Origin of the sequence: Enterococcus hirae ATCC 9790 (assembly GCF_000271405.2) — a bacterium.
GTDB lineage: Bacteria > Bacillota > Bacilli > Lactobacillales > Enterococcaceae > Enterococcus_B > Enterococcus_B hirae.
On the sequence record NC_018081.1, the window covers coordinates 430,728 to 450,193 of the forward strand.

A 19,466-nucleotide genomic window follows, 5' to 3' on the forward strand; every position below is an offset into this window, starting at 1 on the left:
AATTACTCCTGTTCCTGGTTACGTAAATAGTAACCAACACCTCGCCGTGTCACTAAATAATTAGGATGACTTGGATTATCTTCAATTTTTTCGCGTAGACGTCTCACGGTTACATCTACAGTTCGCACATCACCAAAGTAATCATAGCCCCACACGGTTTGCAGCAAATGCTCTCGTGTCATCACTTGTCCGATGTGTTTTGCTAAGTAAAAAAGCAATTCAAATTCACGATGCGTTAATTCAATTGTTTCGCCTCGTTTCGTTACCATATAAGCATCCGGATGAATCGTCAGGTCACCAATCACGAGTTCAGAAGGGGCAATTTCTTCTACTTCTTTGGTAGCAGTTGCGCCACGACGAAGATTGGCTTTCACTCGAGCCACTAGTTCACGATTAGAAAAAGGCTTCGTCACGTAATCATCAGCACCTAATTCCAGTCCTAATACCTTATCGATTTCAGAATCTTTTGCAGTCACCATAATGATCGGCATGTCGTAGGTTTTCCGTACTTCACGCGCGACTTCTAAGCCATCCATTTTTGGTAACATCAAATCTAGCAAGATCAAATCAGGTTCCACCTCAGTGACTTTTTCTAAGGCTTCTTCCCCGTCATATGCAGTATAAACATCATAGCCTTCCTTGGCTAAATTGAATTTGACGATATCCGAAATCGGCTTTTCGTCATCGACAACTAAAATCTTTTTCATTAAAGAGCCACCTCTTTTTTATTATTGTCATACTCTCCCATTATAACGTATTTTCCAAGATGTTTCATCTTTGTAAAAAAAGCCTTACAGAAAACATACACTTCTCACTTGAATCCTCATTTTGTTTATCCTTTATTTGTTTTTGGTGACAAAAAATAAACGAATCAAAAAATAGCATTTTTTCGATTCGTTTTACTGATTGATAGGGCTATTTTATTTTTTATAGAAAACGACGGTATTCATCAGTTATCTACAACTTGTACCGTAATTAATTCTTTGACATCTTCAGGATTGCCAGTCGGGATCGAAACAATCGTTGCTTGATCAAGGATTTCTTGTTCCTGCTTTTTCACTGCTGCTTGATCTCTTGGATCACCTTGAAAATGACTCGGAACAGGATAACAAGTGATCGTACCGTTATGATTGCTTGAATAAACAACTAAACTTTGATAACCATATTCTCCTGAAAGAGTGACCGTTTCAGTTGGAAAAGTCAAACTCGTGCTATCATAAGGATTGACTGCTGCTCCAGCAGCTGAATGTGACACATGAAGTTTAAAATTCCCACTGGCTAAATCGGTTTTGTAATGTGTACCCATAACCGCTAACCAGACACGGGCATATTCAATTTGGTCGTTTGTATAGCCACTTAGCGGATTGGGAGTGACCATTGTTTCGGTGGTGCTGCTGATTGTCGTTGATGCGCTCGTTGTTTCATTTTGCGTAGTATTCGTATTTTTCGCGACAGACTGGGAGTTAGTCGTAGTAGATTGGGTTTGTGATGATGCTTGTTTGGCTGAACTTGAAGAGTTAGTCATTGTTTGAGTTTCACTGGATGAAGCAGCCTTTGATTCTTCTGCTTTATTTCCTTTTGTGCCACAACCAACAAGAAGAAAAGCTGAAATAACCATTACAAATCCTACTTTTTTCATTTATACCACCTCTTTTTATTAATAGTTCGTATTATAACATTTTACGCTGCCAAATACATCGCTACTTAAGCTATATAATATTTATCTTTTTTTGTTTAAGTTGTAAGATGTTGATTTTTATCTTTCCTATCGCTCAGAGTCATTCTTAGCTAAACGATCAAAAACGATCAAAAAGAGACTAAGGCAAAACTTGCCTCAGTCTCTTCTAGTATCTCTAAAAACGAATAAACGGTGAGACAAAAGCAGCATCTTCGGAAATAAGCCGAAATTAACCAATAATTTGGGAAGTGCCAAGTAGATAACAATTAACAGCAACACTAGTATTTATACTTCTTTTCAATTTCCGAAAATCCCTTCTTATTTCTCGATGCTAAACACTTTTATTTCAACCTCTTCTTTGCTATTTTAAGCTGTTTGACTTTGTTGAATAGCTATTTTTCTGATTACTTTTCTAATACTTGAACCCCGACGCCTAACAAACCAGGACCTGTATGAACAACAAGTGCAGGGGATATTTGACCAAAATAGATTTGTTGCGCTTGTGGAAATTCTTCTTTCAATCTAGCCATCATCTCAGTTGCTTCTTCTTTGGCGTCTCCATGCGCAACGGCTAAGTTAAAGACTTTAGCTGTTCCAACTCGTTCTTTCACATAGGAAACAGTTCGATCTAGACTTTTTTTACGACCTCTTGCTTTGCCCACTGTATAGTAAATGCCTTCATCATTACAAGAAATGATTGGATTTAATTTTAAAGCCGTTCCTAATATAGAAGCAACTAACCCAATCCTTCCCCCTTTTTGTAAATATTCAAGGGTTGCCACGTTAAAGAATACTTTGGTCTGTTTGACTAATTCATTGAGTCTTTCAATCAATAATGACCATTCCATTCCTTCTTCTAACCATTTAGCTGCTTGAATTGCTGAAAAGCCTGCTCCGATCCCAATGTTCTTAGTATCTAGTACATACGCTTCCAATTCTTCTTGTTGTTGGGCAATCAACCGAACGATGTTATACGTACCACTTAATCCACTTGAGATTGTTACTGCTAAGATTTTTTCATAGCCGTCCTGTTTGATCTGTTCAAAAATTTTGGTAATTGTTTCGCCATCAGGTAAAGATGTTCCTGGAATCTCTTGAGGTAATCTTTGATAGATTTCTTCCGGAGTAATATCAACTTTATCAGTATATACTCGATCTTTATAAATAATCTTTAATGGAATCACATACATTTGATATTTTTCAATTAGCTCTTGTGGAACGTCTGTCCCAGAGTCTACTAAAATCGCCACTTTATTTTTCATTTTTTTCTCCTCAATTAAATACTCAGTTTCTAGACTAATCGTTTTTTCTGCCAACAATTTCATCGCAAATGACAAGGTCGCCGATCGAACTGCGATATATTCTACGGGTATCTCTTGCTCCAATATCTGTGGATAGACTTCTCCTTGAGCCAATTGGCTAACCATTTTGATGGCTTTTTCTTGTTCGTGACAAAATAGATTGTAGGCTTCACGGATACCAACCGTTTTCCCTTGAAAGAGGATTCCTTCTTTAATTTCCGGAATCGTTAGAACTTGCTTCAATGATGTAATTGCAATTAAAAATGCAACATGCTCTTTGTTGTATCGTTTTTTGATGGGCGCTGGAACTAGCCCTAATTTCACATAGTTATTTACCATTGAAGAGGTCAACAATGGATGTTTCTCACCTCGGATAACAGGAGAAAGATAGCGATCAACTAACGTTCTGACCTGATCCATATAAAGTTCTAAATCAGGAAGTTCATCCCACTGAGGTAAATGATAATTTTCCAGTTCTTTTCCCCATTCAATTAATTGTTGTCGCATTTTTTCCATTACTTGTTCTCCTTTGTTGTTTTCACAAACATCTTATTAGAGTTATTAAAAACATCCAATCTAGTTTTTTTAACTAGGTAATTCAATTATAATAAATTTCTCGAGAAAATAAAACAATTTTACTTGCGAATACCTAAAATAAAACAATCTTTCCCTCCTTAAATAGATATCTTGGTTCTTTGTTTGCTATTTTTTCTTACTTTTCTGATTCCTTAAGACCTACGGATAGTAACTTGCTTACTTCTAAGCTTATTTGAAACCTTCAGTCCATTCGGCATGGTACACTGAATAAGAGTGAATGGAGGGAAATAAAGATGATTCCAACAGATAAATTTTTTCAAGGAGAAAACAAAACCCACCCTTTTTTTGAAGGATGGTATTTTAAACATCAAATCGGAAATAACGTTTATGCTTTCATTCCTGGCTATTCGATTGCGGAAAATGGCGAAAAGTCTCCCTTTATACAAGTAATCAGTCATGAACATTCCGAGATTTTTTATTTTGATAGTGCGCAACTCTTTATCGAAAAAGAACATTTATTCATAAAAATTGGTGAAAATATCTTTAGTGAAAAGGGTATTTCTCTTTCGTTAACCAATGGCAATCTGTCGATTCATGGAACGATTGATTATGGCGATTTTACACCTATCCATCGGACCTACTATGCTCCTAGTATCATGGGCCCTTTTTCTTATTTCGCTTTTATGGAATGTTACCATGGGATATTAAGCATGAAACATTCACTACAGGGAGAATTAGTCTGGAATGATCAACCCATTGATTTTGATCAGGGGATTGGTTATATAGAAAAAGATTGGGGCTCTTCTTTTCCTGCAACTTATGTATGGGCCCAGTGTAATCAATTTGAGACGTCCGATGCACGTTTTTTCTTTTCTGCAGCAGAAATTCCATTTCTTGGTGGACGTTTTTTGGGAATCATCGCAGTTTTGCAGATCCAGAGCGAAGAATATCGCTTTGCTACTTACTACGGAGCTAAAATTTTATCGATCGTCCAAGAAAAAGACTATTTAGTTATCACGATCAAACAACAACAGCTTAAATTAACACTGGCAGTCCTGCAAAAAGACGGACATCCATTAATGGCGCCTCACAAAGGATTGATGAATCGAGTGATTCGTGAAAAAGCCAGTACAGAAATCTATGTAACGTTACAAAAAAATAATGAAACGCTTTTGGAACAAAAAGGGATCGCAGCAGGATTTGAGGAAGTGGATCATTTGCATGGTTTTACCTACTAAAATAGGAGACCCGCCATTAAAAATGGCGGGAAGGAGTAAAAATGAAAAAGTGTTAGGGTTCGTTCTTTTGCAAGAACTTTTGTTGGTTGGTATGGTTATATCATACTGAGCATTTGTGAATAAACTATGAATGAATTTCTATAAAGACGTAAAGTTTTTTATGATTTTTTTTAAGCTAGTCTTGCATTTTAAAATCTACAGTGCTACTATTATTAAGTAATATTCAGTAAATATTTCATAAATTTATTGGGCCGTTAGCTCAGTTGGTAGAGCAGCTGACTCTTAATCAGCGGGTCGCGGGTTCGAGCCCCTCACGGCCCATTGGGTGCCAAACCCACGTCATCAGTACATTCTTGGCTACTTCGGTAGTTTCGAAAAGAGTGTACGTGATGACATTTTTTGTTTTTCGGATATATTTTTTTGATTGATCACTTAGTATTGTCCGGGGGAAAACTACGAATGAATGAACTCCGCCAAACCGTCAATTAATTAAACCACATTGCTTCCTCTAACAGATCTCTTCATCGCAACTAAATGATAGCGTTTACTTTATTAATAAAGCATTTATCGTTACAATCTAATTAAAGTTTCAATGAAACAAAGTAAGTCTAGCCCTTTTGACGTATTACCAAAGAAGTTCGTACACCTTGGGATCCTATTTAGTTGATGAGACAGCCTTTTGCCAACCATTAACTAACTATTGGATCGTTTTATCAACTAGTAATTGGAGGAAAAAATTATGTGTGGACGTTATTTTTTTGATTTAGCATCCGATGAGCTGAAAAAATATTATGAACAAGTAAAGCCACAGGCGGAAAGTCGGCAAATCCACATTGGAAAAAATGAAATTTTTCCATCGAACCATGTAGTAACATTAGGTCTTAATCAAGAATCCGTTGTTGTGCCAGGTATCACTCGTTGGGGCTTTACCGGTTTTAAAAAAGGACAGCTAATGATCAATGCTCGAGCAGAAACTGTGGAAGAAAAAAAGACATTCTCTCACCCTTTCAAAGAGACTCGTTGTGTTTTCCCAATGTCGGGTTTTTATGAATGGGATTCTGATAAACACAAAGTAATGTTCACTGACAGTCAAACGTCCGTCCTTTATGTCGGTGGTTTTTATCGAATCCATAAAAATGAAGCTGGATTTGAAACCGAATCAATCATTTTGACCACTCAACCAAGTCAATCAGTGCTTCCCGTTCATGATCGCATGCCCTTAATCCTAGCAAAAGAACAGATTAAAGACTGGCTTAATGATTTAGATTTTGCAAGGAGTCAACTGACAGCGAAGATGCCTGAGTTAAGTCGACGAAATGTAGACGAAAACCATATATAACCAAAAACAAACATGTACTGAAAAATACAATGAGCAAAATGCTTCTCAGATACTTCGGTTTGTTTTGAAGTGTTGAAGCATCATAACATTATTCAAATATTTACAAAAAATTGAACGAACACCTCAATACTAGCTGTCTTGCACAAAAACTTCTAATATATTGGTACAAAAAATGAAGCGTTCCAAAAATAGTAAAGACTATTTTCAGAACACTTCATTATGATTTACTAGAGTTTGATCGAACTTTTCGTGATCAGTTACCTAAACATTATTCTTTCCAGCTATCGACTGTTTTTTGATTTTCTTTGATCCAGTCTTGCGCTGCTTGTTGTGGATCTTTTCCGTTATTGATTTCTAACATGACTTTTTCCATATCTTTTTCTGACCAATGGAAATTATCTAAGACCTTATATGCTTCTGGTTGGTCTTCTTTTAATCCTTTGCGGACGATCGTATGGATTTCTTCAGCACTTCCCATAGCTTTTTTAGGATCTTCAAGATACTTCAAGTCATATTTAGCAAACATCCAATGTGGAGTCCAACCAGTAATAACGATTGGTTCTTTCTTTTTGATGGCTTGACCTAATGCCACTGTCATCGCACCTGAAGAAGAAGTTTCTACGGTCCAATCTTTTAAGTTGTCATATTGCTTGATTGTATTTTCAGCAGCATTGACGACTCCGGCACCAGGTTCAATACCGGTGATTTTCTTACCTGCTTGATTGGTTAATTCTTCAATCGAGTTGACATCCATATAGCTTGGAACAGCTAAGCCAACTTTAGCACCAGTTAAATTAGCACCTAGATCATTTATTTGGTCTTTGTACTGTGCATATTGAGAACCATGGGTTTTTGGTAACCAAGCAGCTACCATCCCATCTGATTCTCCTTTAGAAACAGATTCCCACATGATGGAATTATCTAATGGTGTGATCGACACATCATAGCCCATTCCTTTAAGTACTTCAGCAACTACATTCGTTGAAGCTACTTCAGTATCCCATTCTACATATGAAAGATTGATTTTTTTTGTTTCTTTGTTATTAGCTAAACTACCTAAGCCAATGGCACCTAAAATCACAACCACTACAGCTCCAATAATGATTCCTTGGCGTTTTTTACTTTTTTGTTTGTTCGCACCTGTCGCTTTTTTATTATTTGGTTGATTCAAATGTTGCGTAAAACGGTCAATGATGATCGCCAAGATAACTAAAGCTACCCCGTTAACAAATCCATTTCCGACTTGTGCACGTTGTAATGCTGACAAGACGCCACGACCTAATCCTGGCGCTCCAATCATTGAAGCAATCACGACCATTGAAAGTGACAACATGGTGGTTTGGTTGATCCCCGCCATGATCGTACTTTTAGCCAATGGTAATTCTAACTTGAACAGTTTTTGCCAACTGGTACTACCAAATGAATCAGATGCTTCCACCAATTCTTTTGGTACTTGGCGAATACCTAGATTTGTGAAACGAACAGTTGGTGGTAACGCAAAGATAACTGAGGCGAATACCCCTGGAACCATCCCAATCCCAAAGAATGCAACTGCTGGGATCAAGTAAACAAATCCTGGCATAGTTTGCATAAAGTCAAGGATCGGTTTGATGATACTTTGCGCTTTGCTGCTTTTTGCCATTAAGATTCCTAATGGTACACCAATAATGATGGAGATCATACTAGACAATAAGACAAGTGTCACAGTATTCATCAAATCAGACCATAACCCTTGATTGTAAATAAACCATAGACCGATCAACGTAAACAAGGTCAGTCCTGGACGTTTCTTAGAGATAAAGAATGCAACGACTGTTAATAAAAGGATGAACACTGGTGCTGGAATAACTAATAATAAATTAGTGATCCCAGACATCACTGCTTGCCCGATCGTTTGTAGAAAAGCAAATAATCCTGCAAACGTAGTCGTAAACCATTCTGTCAATTTTTCAACCCAATCTGCTACGGGTAATTGATAGTTTAATAAATTATTCATGTTCATTCACCTCACCTGATTCTGCTAATGCTTCAATCACACTTCCTCGAATGACAACCCCTTTAAGTTTACCGTTGTCAACGACTGCTAGTGGCGTAGGTGAATCATAAATAATATTGAAGATATCACTGACAATCATGTCTTTCCCAATGACAGTGACATTTTCATCTAAGAAATCAATTAACGGCCGTTTTTGGCGTCTGGCTTCTAGCGCTTGATCAGCTGTAATGATTCCTTTTAAGTTTCGTTTTCTATCGACTGCCATCAACATACTTACTTCTTCGTTGCGCATTCGAGTCAATGCAACATTCGGACCATCTGATTCAATATTGGTAGTCAACGCTGGAACCATGATATTTTGAGCTGTTAAGACTTTGGAGCGATCCACTTCCTCCACAAATTCTCGAACATAATCGTTAGCAGGATTCGTTAAGATTTCTTCCCCTGTGCCGATTTGCATGATTTCACCATCTTTCATCAATGCAATACGGTCACCGATTCGCAACGCTTCGTTTAGATCATGGGTGATGAAAATGATTGTTTTTTGGACATTTGATTGTAATTCGAGTAGTTCATCTTGCATTTCACGGCGAATCAACGGATCAAGAGCAGAAAAAGCTTCATCCATCAATAAAATCTCTGGATCGTTGGCTAATGCTCGAGCTAGCCCCACACGTTGTTGCATCCCACCAGATAATTGATTTGGATATTGATCTTTAAATGAAAGCAAACTTGAGTTTTCAAGTGCTTGTTCTGCTTTTTGTTGGCGTTCTTCTTTCGGAACTCCTCGAACTTCTAAACCATATTCCGTATTTTCTAAGATCGTACGATGTGGAAATAACCCAAAGTTTTGGAAAACCATATTGATCTTGTGACGACGAACTTCACGAAGTTCTTCTTTACTCAATTTTGAGATGTCTTCTCCATCGATATAGATGTTTCCTGCTGTTGGTTCGATCAAACGATTCAATAATCGAATCAAGGTTGATTTCCCACTACCGGAAAGACCCATGATAACGAATATTTCGCCTTCTTGAACATCAAAGCTAGCATCGTAAACACCGACCGTTGCGCCGGTTTTTTTCAATATATCTGTCTTCGGTTGATGATTCTTCATCATTTCTAAAGCTACTTGTGTCTTTTTACCAAATATTTTTGTTAAATTTTTTACTTCTACCTTTACCAAACAAATTTCTCCTTTTTTATGTTTATGTAAATTCATTTTACTTTCTGAAAAAAGTGACCACACTATACTAACATCGTGTAGTCACTTTGTCAAAAAGGAGACTTTTTTGTTTGCTTCCAAAATAAAAAAACTTGAATAAAGCCCTAGCGGTTAGGCTTATTCAAGATTAAAATTTGATGATAAAAAATAATTGAAGGACTAGTTTTCTGGATAGAAGAAATTAGTCATTCTTTGTAAGGTAAATTCGTTTCCAATGAAATGTACAGTGTCACCCGCTGTGAATTTAGCATACGGTCCAGGTGAAACGAGCAACTCTTCTTTATGGGAAATCGCAATCACTGTCGCTCCTGTTGCTTGCCAAATATTCAACTCGCTGATGGAGCGGTCAAGATGGGTCGCTTCTTTCGTCAACGTTAATTCAAATGGCAATAAAGGATTCATCTTATGTATCCGTTTCGTTTGACTGACTAATTGATCTAATAATTGTGAAAAATGATCCAATTCTTCTTGTTGCTTTTCTACACTTGCCATAATTTCAGCTTTTGTTTCTTGGATCGATTGAACATCTTGGTATTGTAATAAAAAATCTTTGGCTTTCTCTTTTGAGGCAACGAATGCCCCACTGCCATGGCGAACCTCCATGATCCCTAGATCAACTAGCACATTGATTGCTTTTCTTGTAGTTTCAGGAGAAGCATTATATGTACTTGCTAAAGTGGATCTCGCATGGATCTTCTCCCCTACCTGATAACGGTTTTCCACGATTCGTTCAGCCAGATCAACTGCGATTTGTTGGTATCTTGGACGAACAATTTTTTTCTTTCCTGCCATTTATTCTCCTCTTCCTTCTCTTTTTCAGTTACATCTTACTATGGGAAATCAAAATAAGCAAAAAATCTTAAAAAGGTTTTAAGTCTGTTCCTTGGAGAAAAATCAAAAGAAGCAGAATCAACCACTCAAAAAAACAACGAACGATGAACTGTTTTTCGATCATCACTCGTTGTTTTTATCATCTCACATCCGTTAGATTTTCTTTACTGGGCAAGCACTTTTACAGTCATCACACGTTTTTCCTGATTTGATACGTGAAAATATAATATAACCAGCACTGCCAAAGATCAATACACTTAATAAAAAAGTCGCCATTTAATTTCCACCTTCTAATGATAACGTCAAAATTTCTTGTTTCTTCTGCTGCTTTTTCAATAAAGCGTAACCTAATCCAATCAGGACCATACCTGCTAAATAAGTCGAAAATACGATAGAGCCGCCTTCTAATAAATGAGCGAACTGATAAATCATGAAGCTTACCAAGTAAGCAAACCCACATTGATAACCAACTGCGATCAGTGTCCATTTCCTTGAATTCATTTCACGATGGATCGCACCGATTGCTGCAAAACAAGGGGCACAAAGCAGATTGAACGACAACAAGGAATAAGCAGCAGCGGAAGTATACGTACCTTGTAATGCTTGCCAAATCTCTCGACCATTTTCCGCTACTTCTTTGTGCCCAAACAAAATACCAAAAGTCCCAATGACATTTTCTTTGGCCACTAATCCAGTGATCGTAGCTACTGTTCCTTGCCAATTCCCCCATCCTAGTGGTTGGAAAAGAGGAGCCACAATCCGTCCAACACTTGCTAGAATACTTTGATCTTCTGTAACAGGTTGACCAAAAAAGTTATACGAAGAAGTAAACCAAATCAAAATACTTGAAACAAAGATGATCGTTCCTGCTTTTTTGACGAATGATTTACTGCGGTCATAGGTTTGGCGTAAAATCGTTGTTCCTTGTGGAAAATGATACGCTGGTAGTTCCATAATAAATGGTGCGGTATCGCCAGCAAATAACTTCGTCTTCTTCAACATGATCCCTGATAAAACGATGGAAGACATACCTAGAAAATAAGCAGAGGGTGCTACCCAAGAAGTATGGGGGAAAAAAGCTCCTGCAATCAAAGCAATGATTGGTAATTTAGCAGAACATGGCATAAACGTCGTGACCATAATCGTCAAGCGCCGATCTTGCTCATTTTCAATGGTTCGGCTAGCCATCACCCCTGGAACGCCACAACCTGTAGCAATCAACATAGGAATAAACGATTTTCCTGACAAACCAAATTTCCGAAATAAACGATCCATCACAAAAGCGATCCGTGACATGTAGCCACAATCTTCCAAGAAACTTAAACACAAGAACAAGACGATCAGCTGAGGTAGAAAGCCCAACACTGCGCCTACCCCTGCTATGATTCCATTGAGGATCAATTGTTGCATCCACTGTGCCACTTGCCAGTTGACCAGTACCTGTTCGACGTGTTGTGGCAACCAGCTGCCAAATAACGTGTCATTGATCCAATCAGTTCCCATTGTTCCGATTGTTTGAATCGCTAAATAATAGATCAGCCACATGACAAAAGCAAAAATTGGTAAAGCGAACCAGCGATTAGTAACGATTCGATCGATTTTATCACTGATGGACAAGCGAAATGAATCCGTAGACACGACACAAAGTTCAGTAAGTTGCGTTAGCCATTCATATCGTTCATTAATAACTATTGTTTCGCTATCTTCATCAAATAGTCTCTCTGTCAGACGAATCAGCTGCTCAATTTCTTTTTCTTGTTTTGTCGTTATTGTTTGTTTTTCCCATAACTGTGGATCACGCTCAAAATATTTGATGGCAGACCAGCGTTGAAAAGGCTGATCTTTTCCTAATATCTCTTCGATTTCATGGATTGCAGCTTCTAGTCGATCGTCATAATTAGTTAGTAAGGATACCTTCTGTTCTTTTGGCTGCTTGGAGGCATCAATGATTTTCTTCGTGAATTTATCCAATCCTTCTTTTTTCAATACACTGATAGGAATCACAGGTATGCCTAAACCATAACTTAATTTTTCGACATTGATTTTTTTGCCATTTTTTTTAATGATATCCATCATATTCAGTCCGATAATGATGGGGATTCCTAGATCTAATAATTGTGAAGTCAGATAAAGATTTCTTTCTAAATTTGTGGCATCGACAATATTGATGATCAGATCAGGACATTCGTTGGTCAAATAATCTCTCGCAATTACTTCTTCAGGTGTATAAGGTGACAGGGAATAGATTCCAGGTAAATCTTGAATCTTGATTATCGGATTCTTCTTCATTTTTCCTTCTTTTTTTTCCACCGTTACCCCTGGCCAATTCCCTACGTATTGTTTAGCACCAGTTAAGGCATTGAATAAACTACTCTTTCCACTATTAGGGTTACCGACTAAAGCTACCTTCATTTTTTACACCTCTTTTTGCACAAGGATCAACATTGCTTCTTCTTTACGAAGCGTTAACTCATACCCTCGCAAGGTAATTTCTAACGGGTCTCCTAGTGGTGCTAATTTTCTTACGGTCAAAGGAACATTTTTCGTTACACCCATATCCATCAAACGCCGTTTAACAGCGCCTTTTCCATGTATCCCTACAACGATTCCTCGTTCTCCAACAGTCAGTTGATCTAATGAAGTCCAGTTATCCTTAGAAAGTTCGTTCTTTTTCACTAAAATTTGTTTAAACAACTCTCGATCGATCGCGATCCGATTATTTTTTAGCAGGACGATTCCATTACTTCCTGATCGATTGATAACAACGAGTTTACTTCCAACGATTATACCGAGATTTTGCAAATGTTTTTTGACTGCTTCACTCGTTTGCAATTTTTCAATTTGGTAAACAAGATTTAGCTTCGCTTCTTCTAAAGGGACAGTGGCATCTAAAGATAAAGTAGCATTCAAATTCATAAATCGATTTTCATCTCCTTCTTGTGAAAAACATCATGATAGTTCTTTCTATTTATTTTCCCTATTATTTACTTCATTTATCAACATACATTGAGAATCATTCTCAATAAGAATACTCTCGTTACTTGATAAAGTCAACGAACGTTGTGATTTTATGAGCGAACTTTCATTTAACCACTTAATAAGGAGATAAAAAAATCTTTTCGGGGATTTTTCCACAACCTTCACTGTACTAAAACAAGTATTTTTTCCCCTGTTACTTGTTTTCAGCTGTTTTTCAAAAACCACAAAACATAGTATTCCACAGTTTCCACAACACAAGATGTAGTGTTTGTTGTTTGACTTTTTTACTAATAGTTTTATACTATTCATTATAGATAAACAAGAGCTGTGGAGGAGGCAATACACATGAATGTCAAAATATTTTCTAAAAATAATTGTATGCAATGCAAGATGGTCAAACGCTTTTTAACTGACAACCAAATCGATTTTGAAGAAGTTAATATCGACGAACAACCAGATGCAATTGAATGGTTAAAAGCTCAAGGATTCCAAAGTGTTCCTGTCATTACGTCAGATGCACAAACGGTGATCGGGTTTCGACCAGATCAACTTCGCAAACTTGCTAGTTAGTCACCAGTCAATCGAAATGGAAAAGAACGTAGAATTGGATTTGATGGAATTGAGGCACTTGTTTTTGCCGTAAACTCCCCAAATCCTTTTTTACAGCACGAAACAATATTCACTATCAAAATATGGAATGAAGGTTGGGCGTACTTATGAGTCTTAAGCAGTTAAAAGATGTTAGTTACTTTAAATTAAACAATGAAATCAATCGACCAGTAAATGGTCAGATCCCGCTAAATAAAGATAAAGAAGCGCTAACCGCTTTTTTTGAAGAAAATGTCAAACCAAACACGATGACGTTTGCAACAGCAATGGATAAAATCAATTATTTGATTGAAAACGACTATTTAGAGTCAGAATTTATCCAACTGTACTCTGCTGAATTTATTGAATCACTTTATCAATTTTTAGCAGAACAACACTTTACCTTTAAATCATTTATGGCTGCCTACAAATTTTATTCACAATATGCGTTAAAAACGAATGATGGTACTGCTTATCTTGAATCTTATGAAGATCGAGTAGCTTTCAACGCACTTTATTTTGCTAATGGTGATGAACAATTAGCGTTGTCTTTAGCAGATGAAATGATCCACCAACGTTACCAACCTGCTACCCCTTCTTTCTTGAATGCCGGTCGGAAACGTCGTGGGGAACTCGTTTCTTGTTTCTTGACACAAGTAACTGATGATATGAACTCTATCGGTCGTTCGATCAACTCTGCTTTACAACTATCACGTATCGGTGGTGGTGTTGGGATCACTCTTTCAAACCTACGTGAAGCGGGGGCACCGATCAAAGGTTATGAAGGAGCAGCAAGTGGTGTTGTCCCTGTTATGAAATTATTTGAAGATAGTTTTAGCTATTCAAACCAATTAGGTCAACGTCAAGGTGCTGGTGTCGTTTATTTGAACGTCTTCCACCCAGATATCATTGCTTTTCTTTCTGCCAAGAAAGAAAATGCAGATGAAAAGATCCGAGTAAAGACACTTTCACTTGGTGTAATCGTTCCTGATAAATTTTACGAGTTAGCTCGTAAAAATGAAGAAATGTATCTTTTCAGTCCTTATAGTGTGGAAAAAGAATATGGCGTGCCATTTTCTTATGTCGACATCACTGCTGAGTATGATCATTTAGTAGCGAATCCTAATATTCGGAAACAAAAAATCAAAGCACGTGAACTTGAAAATGAAATTTCGAAATTACAACAAGAATCCGGTTATCCTTATATCATCAATATTGATACAGCTAATCGTGAAAATCCAGTTGACGGAAAGATCATCATGAGTAACTTGTGTTCGGAAATCCTACAAGTTCAAACACCTTCTGTTATCAATGGAAAACAAGAATATGAAGTATTAGGAACGGACATCTCATGTAATCTCGGTTCGACTAACATCGTTAACTTGATGGACAGCCCTGATTTTGGTCAGTCTGTGCGTACGATGACACGGGCATTGACTTACATCACAGATGCTTCCGATATCGATGTTGTCCCTCCAATCCAAAATGGAAACAAATTGAATCATACGATCGGACTAGGAGCAATGGGCTTACACACTTTCTTTGCGAAGGAACAAATGGCGTATGGCTCTGAAGAATCCTTAGATTTCACAAATATTTACTTTATGCTTTTAAATTACTGGACATTAGTTGAAAGTAATACGATTGCTCGTGAAAGAAAACAAGTCTTCCATAACTTTGAAAAATCTGCTTATGCAGATGGAAGCTATTTTGATAAATATGTTACTGGAGAATTCCAACCAAAATCTGATAAAGTAAAAGCTTTATTTGAAGGAATCTTTATTCCAACTGCTGAAGATTGGGAAAACTTAAAACAAGCGATCATGACCGATGGTTTATACCATCAAAATCGTCTAGCTGTAGCACCGAATGGTTCGATTTCTTATATCAATGACACTAGTGCAAGTATTCATCCGATTACACGCATGATCGAAGAGCGTCAAGAAAAGAAAATCGGGAAAATCTATTACCCAGCGCCTTATCTGTCAAATGAAACAATTCCTTACTATACTTCAGCTTATGACATGGACATGCGAAAAGTCATTGACATTTACGCAACTGCTCAACAACATGTAGATCAAGGAATGAGTTTAACCCTATTTATGCGTTCTGAAATCCCAGAAGGTCTATATGAATGGAAAACAACGACTAAACAAACAACACGTGATTTGAATATCTTACGTCACTACGCTTTCCATAAAGGAATCAAATCAATTTATTACGTTCGGACGTTTACTGATGATGCAGAAGAAATCGGCAGCAATCAATGTGAAAGTTGTGTCATCTAAAACAAGTAAGCAAAAAAAATGAACAGACAGGTAATTTAAATAAAGGAGCATTTCTCATGTCAGAAACTTACTATGAAGCAATAAACTGGAATGAAATTGAAGATATCATTGATAAATCTACGTGGGAGAAACTAACTGAACAATTTTGGTTAGATACCCGTATTCCTTTGTCTAATGATTTAGATGACTGGCGGACACTGTCACAGTTAGAAAAAGATACGGTTGGCCATGTCTTCGGTGGACTGACTTTACTCGATACTGTCCAATCAGAAAGCGGAATGGATCAGCTGCGTAAGGATGTCCGTACGCCGCATGAAGAGGCTGTATTGAACAATATCCAATTTATGGAATCGGTCCATGCAAAAAGTTATTCTTCCATTTTTAGTACATTGAATACAAAAAAAGAAATCGAAGAAATCTTTGAATGGACGAATACAAATCCTTATTTACAAAAAAAAGCGGAACGTATCAATGAAATCTACAAAAATGGCACAGCTTTAGAAAAGAAAATCGCTAGTGTGTTCTTAGAAACATTCTTATTTTATTCCGGCTTTTATACTCCTCTTTATTATTTAGGAAATAATAAGTTAGCGAATGTAGCAGAAATCATCAAATTGATTATTCGAGATGAATCTGTTCATGGGACTTACATTGGCTACAAATTCCAATTAGGTTACAATGAACTATCAGAAGAAGCACAAGAACAGCTAAAAGACTGGATGTATAATTTATTATATGAATTGTACGAAAATGAAGAACGTTATACCGAGGAACTGTATGATCCAATCGGTTGGACGGAAGAAGTAAAAACATTCTTGCGCTACAATGCCAATAAAGCATTGATGAACCTGGGAATGGATCCACTTTTTCCAGATACAGCGAATGATGTCAATCCAATCGTGATGAACGGTATCTCTACCGGTACCAGCAACCATGATTTCTTCTCACAAGTGGGAAATGGCTACCTCTTAGGGCATGTGGAAGCAATGCAAGATGACGATTATTTGATTGGTTTAGATGACTAAATAGGAAAAGAACGTTTAAGCGTTGGGTTGTCCCCACCTTAAACGTTCTTTTTTATGTGCTTTTTCTCAGTCAATCATTTGATATGTTCATGAAACTAAATATGGAAAATTCTCTCTGCATACTGGTCTTCGATTTTTAGGTTTCGTTCGTGTCCCCCATCGATATTCGCACTTAAATAAACTGGCGGTTCAAAACCTTGAGCAACCATTCGCTCAATGGCTTCTAACATCGTTTGTTGGAGTAACAATGTAGCCGCATATGTCGAAGTCCCGCAGACTTTGGTCTCTAATCCATCAACAGGTAATACCGCATCACCATAAACAGAGTGGTTATCTAAAACAACATCCGCAAATTCATACAATAACTTTCCACTTTCATGTCGTGAAGTGGATGCTTTAGAGGCAGCCAATGCCGTGACCACGATCAATTTATTTCCACGCTTTTTGATTTCCTCAGCCATTTCAATTGCCATGGGGTTTCTCCCAGAATTAGAAATCAGGAAAAAGACATCATTGGGATGGATGGATACTTTGTGCATGAGCGTTCGTCCGACACCAGCATGTTGTTCGTACATGCCCCCCGCAGGATCTAAAATCAGTTTTGACGGTATCAATCCACCTGCACGCCCACTGATTTCTAGCGCTGCTGCATGGGAATGTCCGCTACCAAAAGCCTGCGTAATCCCACCGTTCATAATTCCATCGGCTACGATTTGGGCTGCTTTCGTTATATTTTCTGTTTCATACTTCTCTAATGTTTCAGTTAATTTTTTACATTCTTCAAAAAATGCGAGTGTCATAAGGCTCTCTCCTTTTTATGATTATTCCTCATTTAGTTAGAAAATCACATGATTCCGAATACTCTTAATAAGATCGATAACACCATGATCGCTAAAATCGCTCTTGTTGAATTAAAGTATTTTTTGCCTAACAACCAATAAATGACACCCACTAAAAGGGCTGGAATCAGCATCGGCATGATCTGATCTAGTGTTTCTTGAAGGTTAAGTTCGACATCTCCCGTTTTAAAGGTCCAAGTAATTTGGGCATTGATCACCGATGGAATCATGGCACCAATCACCGTGACCCCTAATAAAGTAGCAGCATTGGTCAACGCATTCAAATGTCCGGACATACTAGTCACTAATTTCACGCCTTGAGTATAACCTATTCTTACAGAGAAAAATCGAAAGACTAAAATCGCCAGATTTACTAATACCCAAACAGCAACTCCGATCGCGTTTCCTTGTAGAGCTAAATAGGAAGCCACTGAACCAAAAACAGTTGGGAACAATACTCCAAAAATCGTATCCCCGACACCAGCAAATGAACCCATTAATCCAGTTTTCAAACTAGACACCGTATCTTTTGATTGTTTGCCTTCCGCTTCTTCAGTAGCGATATCGATTCCCAAAATAAAACCGCCCATATGTGGTGTTGTATTAAAAAATTGACTTTGCATGTTCATCATGGCAATCTTGGTTTCTTCATCGTCGCCGTAGAGTTTTTCGATGATCGGTAACATGGAGTACAAATAGCCCCCACCCATCATTCGCTCATAGTTCCAAGACAATTGGCTACCATACAACCAATTGATACTTACTTTATCTAGGTCTTTTTGATTAATCTTCGTACTCATCAGCACTTAATCCTCCTTTTCCATTTGCATCAGCTTGAGCCACTTGTGTCAGATTGTTTTGCTTTCCAATCAAATTCTTAAATTGTAAAATGGCTAAAGCCAATCCTAATAAAGCCACGCCAAACATAGGCATCTTTAAGTAAGCAACTGCCAAAAACCCAATCATCAAGTACGTAATGAAATTTTTAACTGGTAAAAATCTTAATAAAATGGCGATACCGACTGCTGGTAACATGCCTCCTGCAACTGCCAACCCGCCAGTCAACCATTCTGGAATTACATCTGAAACAATTTGAATCACTCGGTCACCAAAACTAAAGACGATAAAAATAGGAACGCCTCGTGATAATCCCCAACTCATTGCTCCCAACAAGTGATAAATTCTTATTTTTTTAGTATCAGCTAAACGAATATTTTTATCGATTCTCTTTTGAAAGAACACATTGCAAAAACGAGCAAAAATATCTAACTGGATCATCAACAATGCTACTGGTACAGCTAATCCGATACCAAATTCCACACCTCTTCCACTCGTAATCGCAAAAACAGTTCCCACGATCGAAGCGGTCATATAATCTGGGACACTTGCTCCTCCATAAGCTTGAATACCCAATCCCATTAATTGCAATGTCGCACCTACTGCCAATCCAGTGGTCAGATCCCCCATTACTAAACCTGTAATGGTACCTACGATCAGTGCTTGGTTAGCAATCACATTGATCCCTAGATTTTCGATGATGACATAAAATCCTAACAGTGATAATACGATGATTTGCCAAATTTCTATATTCATTCGTTCCCC

General features: G+C 37.5%; 17 protein-coding genes, 1 tRNA gene and 1 pseudogene. 6 read left to right on the forward strand and 13 right to left on the reverse strand.

The annotated features are described in order from the left end of the window. Positions 1-2: 2 nt before the first annotated feature. The 4 genes and pseudogenes from yycF to EHR_RS14375 form a co-directional block, all read right to left on the reverse strand. A complete protein-coding gene (gene yycF, locus EHR_RS02100) occupies positions 3-707 on the reverse strand; it encodes a response regulator YycF (RefSeq protein ID WP_010720053.1) in 705 nt (234 codons plus the stop codon). Between the two features lie 242 nt (positions 708-949). After that, positions 950-1,639, reverse strand: a complete 690-nt coding sequence (locus EHR_RS02105) for a hypothetical protein (protein ID WP_010738441.1) — start codon at positions 1,637-1,639, stop codon at positions 950-952. A 443-nt stretch (positions 1,640-2,082) separates the two neighbouring features. After that, complete coding sequence (locus EHR_RS14370) at positions 2,083-2,940, reverse strand: DegV family protein (protein ID WP_010738442.1); 858 nt, start codon at positions 2,938-2,940, stop codon at positions 2,083-2,085. 3 nt (positions 2,941-2,943) lie between these two features. Then, positions 2,944-3,495 (reverse strand): annotated as a pseudogene (locus EHR_RS14375) (DUF1836 domain-containing protein); the annotation flags it as partial. 314 nt (positions 3,496-3,809) lie between these two features. Here EHR_RS14375 and EHR_RS02115 point away from each other — a divergent pair. The 3 genes from EHR_RS02115 (at position 3,810) to EHR_RS02125 (ending at position 6,093) form a co-directional block, all read left to right on the forward strand. Next, the gene (locus EHR_RS02115; protein ID WP_010738443.1) at positions 3,810-4,754 is read left to right on the forward strand and encodes a tocopherol cyclase family protein; all 945 of its coding nucleotides are present in this window, start codon (positions 3,810-3,812) and stop codon (positions 4,752-4,754) included. A gap of 248 nt (positions 4,755-5,002) precedes the next feature. Continuing rightward, positions 5,003-5,075: transfer RNA gene (locus EHR_RS02120), tRNA-Lys, on the forward strand. A 418-nt stretch (positions 5,076-5,493) separates the two neighbouring features. Continuing rightward, positions 5,494-6,093 (forward strand): SOS response-associated peptidase, encoded by a 600-nt coding sequence (locus tag EHR_RS02125; protein ID WP_010738444.1) that lies wholly within the window; start codon positions 5,494-5,496, stop codon positions 6,091-6,093. Positions 6,094-6,361: 268 nt separating this feature from the next. Here the strand turns inward: EHR_RS02125 and EHR_RS02130 are convergent, their stop codons facing one another. The 6 genes from EHR_RS02130 to EHR_RS02150 form a co-directional block, all read right to left on the reverse strand. Next, positions 6,362-8,089, reverse strand: a complete 1,728-nt coding sequence (locus tag EHR_RS02130; protein WP_010720060.1) for an ABC transporter permease/substrate binding protein — start codon at positions 8,087-8,089, stop codon at positions 6,362-6,364. After that, positions 8,082-9,275 carry a quaternary amine ABC transporter ATP-binding protein gene (locus EHR_RS02135; RefSeq protein ID WP_010720061.1) on the reverse strand — a complete coding sequence of 398 codons (1,194 nt, stop codon included), beginning with the start codon at positions 9,273-9,275 and terminating at the stop codon, positions 8,082-8,084. The genes EHR_RS02130 and EHR_RS02135 overlap by 8 nt, the downstream gene beginning before the upstream one ends. 198 nt (positions 9,276-9,473) lie before the next feature. Next, on the reverse strand, positions 9,474-10,106 hold the full coding sequence (locus tag EHR_RS02140; RefSeq protein WP_010720062.1) for a GntR family transcriptional regulator: 633 nt from the start codon (positions 10,104-10,106) through the stop codon (positions 9,474-9,476). A 192-nt stretch (positions 10,107-10,298) separates the two neighbouring features. Then, positions 10,299-10,421 (reverse strand): hypothetical protein, encoded by a 123-nt coding sequence (locus tag EHR_RS13955; RefSeq protein ID WP_010738445.1) that lies wholly within the window; start codon positions 10,419-10,421, stop codon positions 10,299-10,301. Beyond that, positions 10,422-12,557, reverse strand: coding sequence for a ferrous iron transport protein B (feoB, locus tag EHR_RS02145; RefSeq protein ID WP_010738446.1), 2,136 nt, complete (start codon positions 12,555-12,557; stop codon positions 10,422-10,424). 3 nt (positions 12,558-12,560) lie between these two features. Continuing rightward, positions 12,561-13,061, reverse strand: coding sequence for a FeoA family protein (locus EHR_RS02150; RefSeq protein WP_010720065.1), 501 nt, complete (start codon positions 13,059-13,061; stop codon positions 12,561-12,563). 408 nt (positions 13,062-13,469) lie between these two features. Here EHR_RS02150 and nrdH point away from each other — a divergent pair, with 408 nt between their 5' ends. The 3 genes from nrdH (at position 13,470) to nrdF (ending at position 17,025) form a co-directional block, all read left to right on the forward strand. Further along, a complete protein-coding gene (nrdH, locus tag EHR_RS02155) occupies positions 13,470-13,694 on the forward strand; it encodes a glutaredoxin-like protein NrdH (RefSeq protein WP_010738447.1) in 225 nt (74 codons plus the stop codon). 146 nt (positions 13,695-13,840) lie between these two features. Further along, complete coding sequence (gene nrdE / locus EHR_RS02160; RefSeq protein ID WP_010720067.1) at positions 13,841-16,000, forward strand: class 1b ribonucleoside-diphosphate reductase subunit alpha; 2,160 nt, start codon at positions 13,841-13,843, stop codon at positions 15,998-16,000. A gap of 56 nt (positions 16,001-16,056) precedes the next feature. Further along, positions 16,057-17,025, forward strand: coding sequence for a class 1b ribonucleoside-diphosphate reductase subunit beta (gene nrdF, locus EHR_RS02165; RefSeq protein WP_010738448.1), 969 nt, complete (start codon positions 16,057-16,059; stop codon positions 17,023-17,025). 95 nt (positions 17,026-17,120) lie between these two features. Here the strand turns inward: nrdF and EHR_RS02170 are convergent, their stop codons facing one another. Genes EHR_RS02170 through EHR_RS02180 form a run of 3 tightly spaced genes read right to left on the reverse strand, consistent with a single transcriptional unit; the run spans position 17,121 to position 19,457 of the window. Beyond that, a complete protein-coding gene (locus tag EHR_RS02170; RefSeq protein ID WP_010720069.1) occupies positions 17,121-17,825 on the reverse strand; it encodes an SIS domain-containing protein in 705 nt (234 codons plus the stop codon). 44 nt (positions 17,826-17,869) lie between these two features. After that, positions 17,870-18,664, reverse strand: coding sequence for a PTS system mannose/fructose/sorbose family transporter subunit IID (locus tag EHR_RS02175; protein ID WP_010738449.1), 795 nt, complete (start codon positions 18,662-18,664; stop codon positions 17,870-17,872). Further along, entirely contained in the window at positions 18,648-19,457 is an 810-nt protein-coding gene (locus EHR_RS02180; protein WP_010720071.1) for a PTS mannose/fructose/sorbose/N-acetylgalactosamine transporter subunit IIC, read from the reverse strand. Before EHR_RS02180 ends, EHR_RS02175 begins: the two co-directional genes overlap by 17 nt. Between the last annotated feature and the right edge of the window lie 9 nt (positions 19,458-19,466).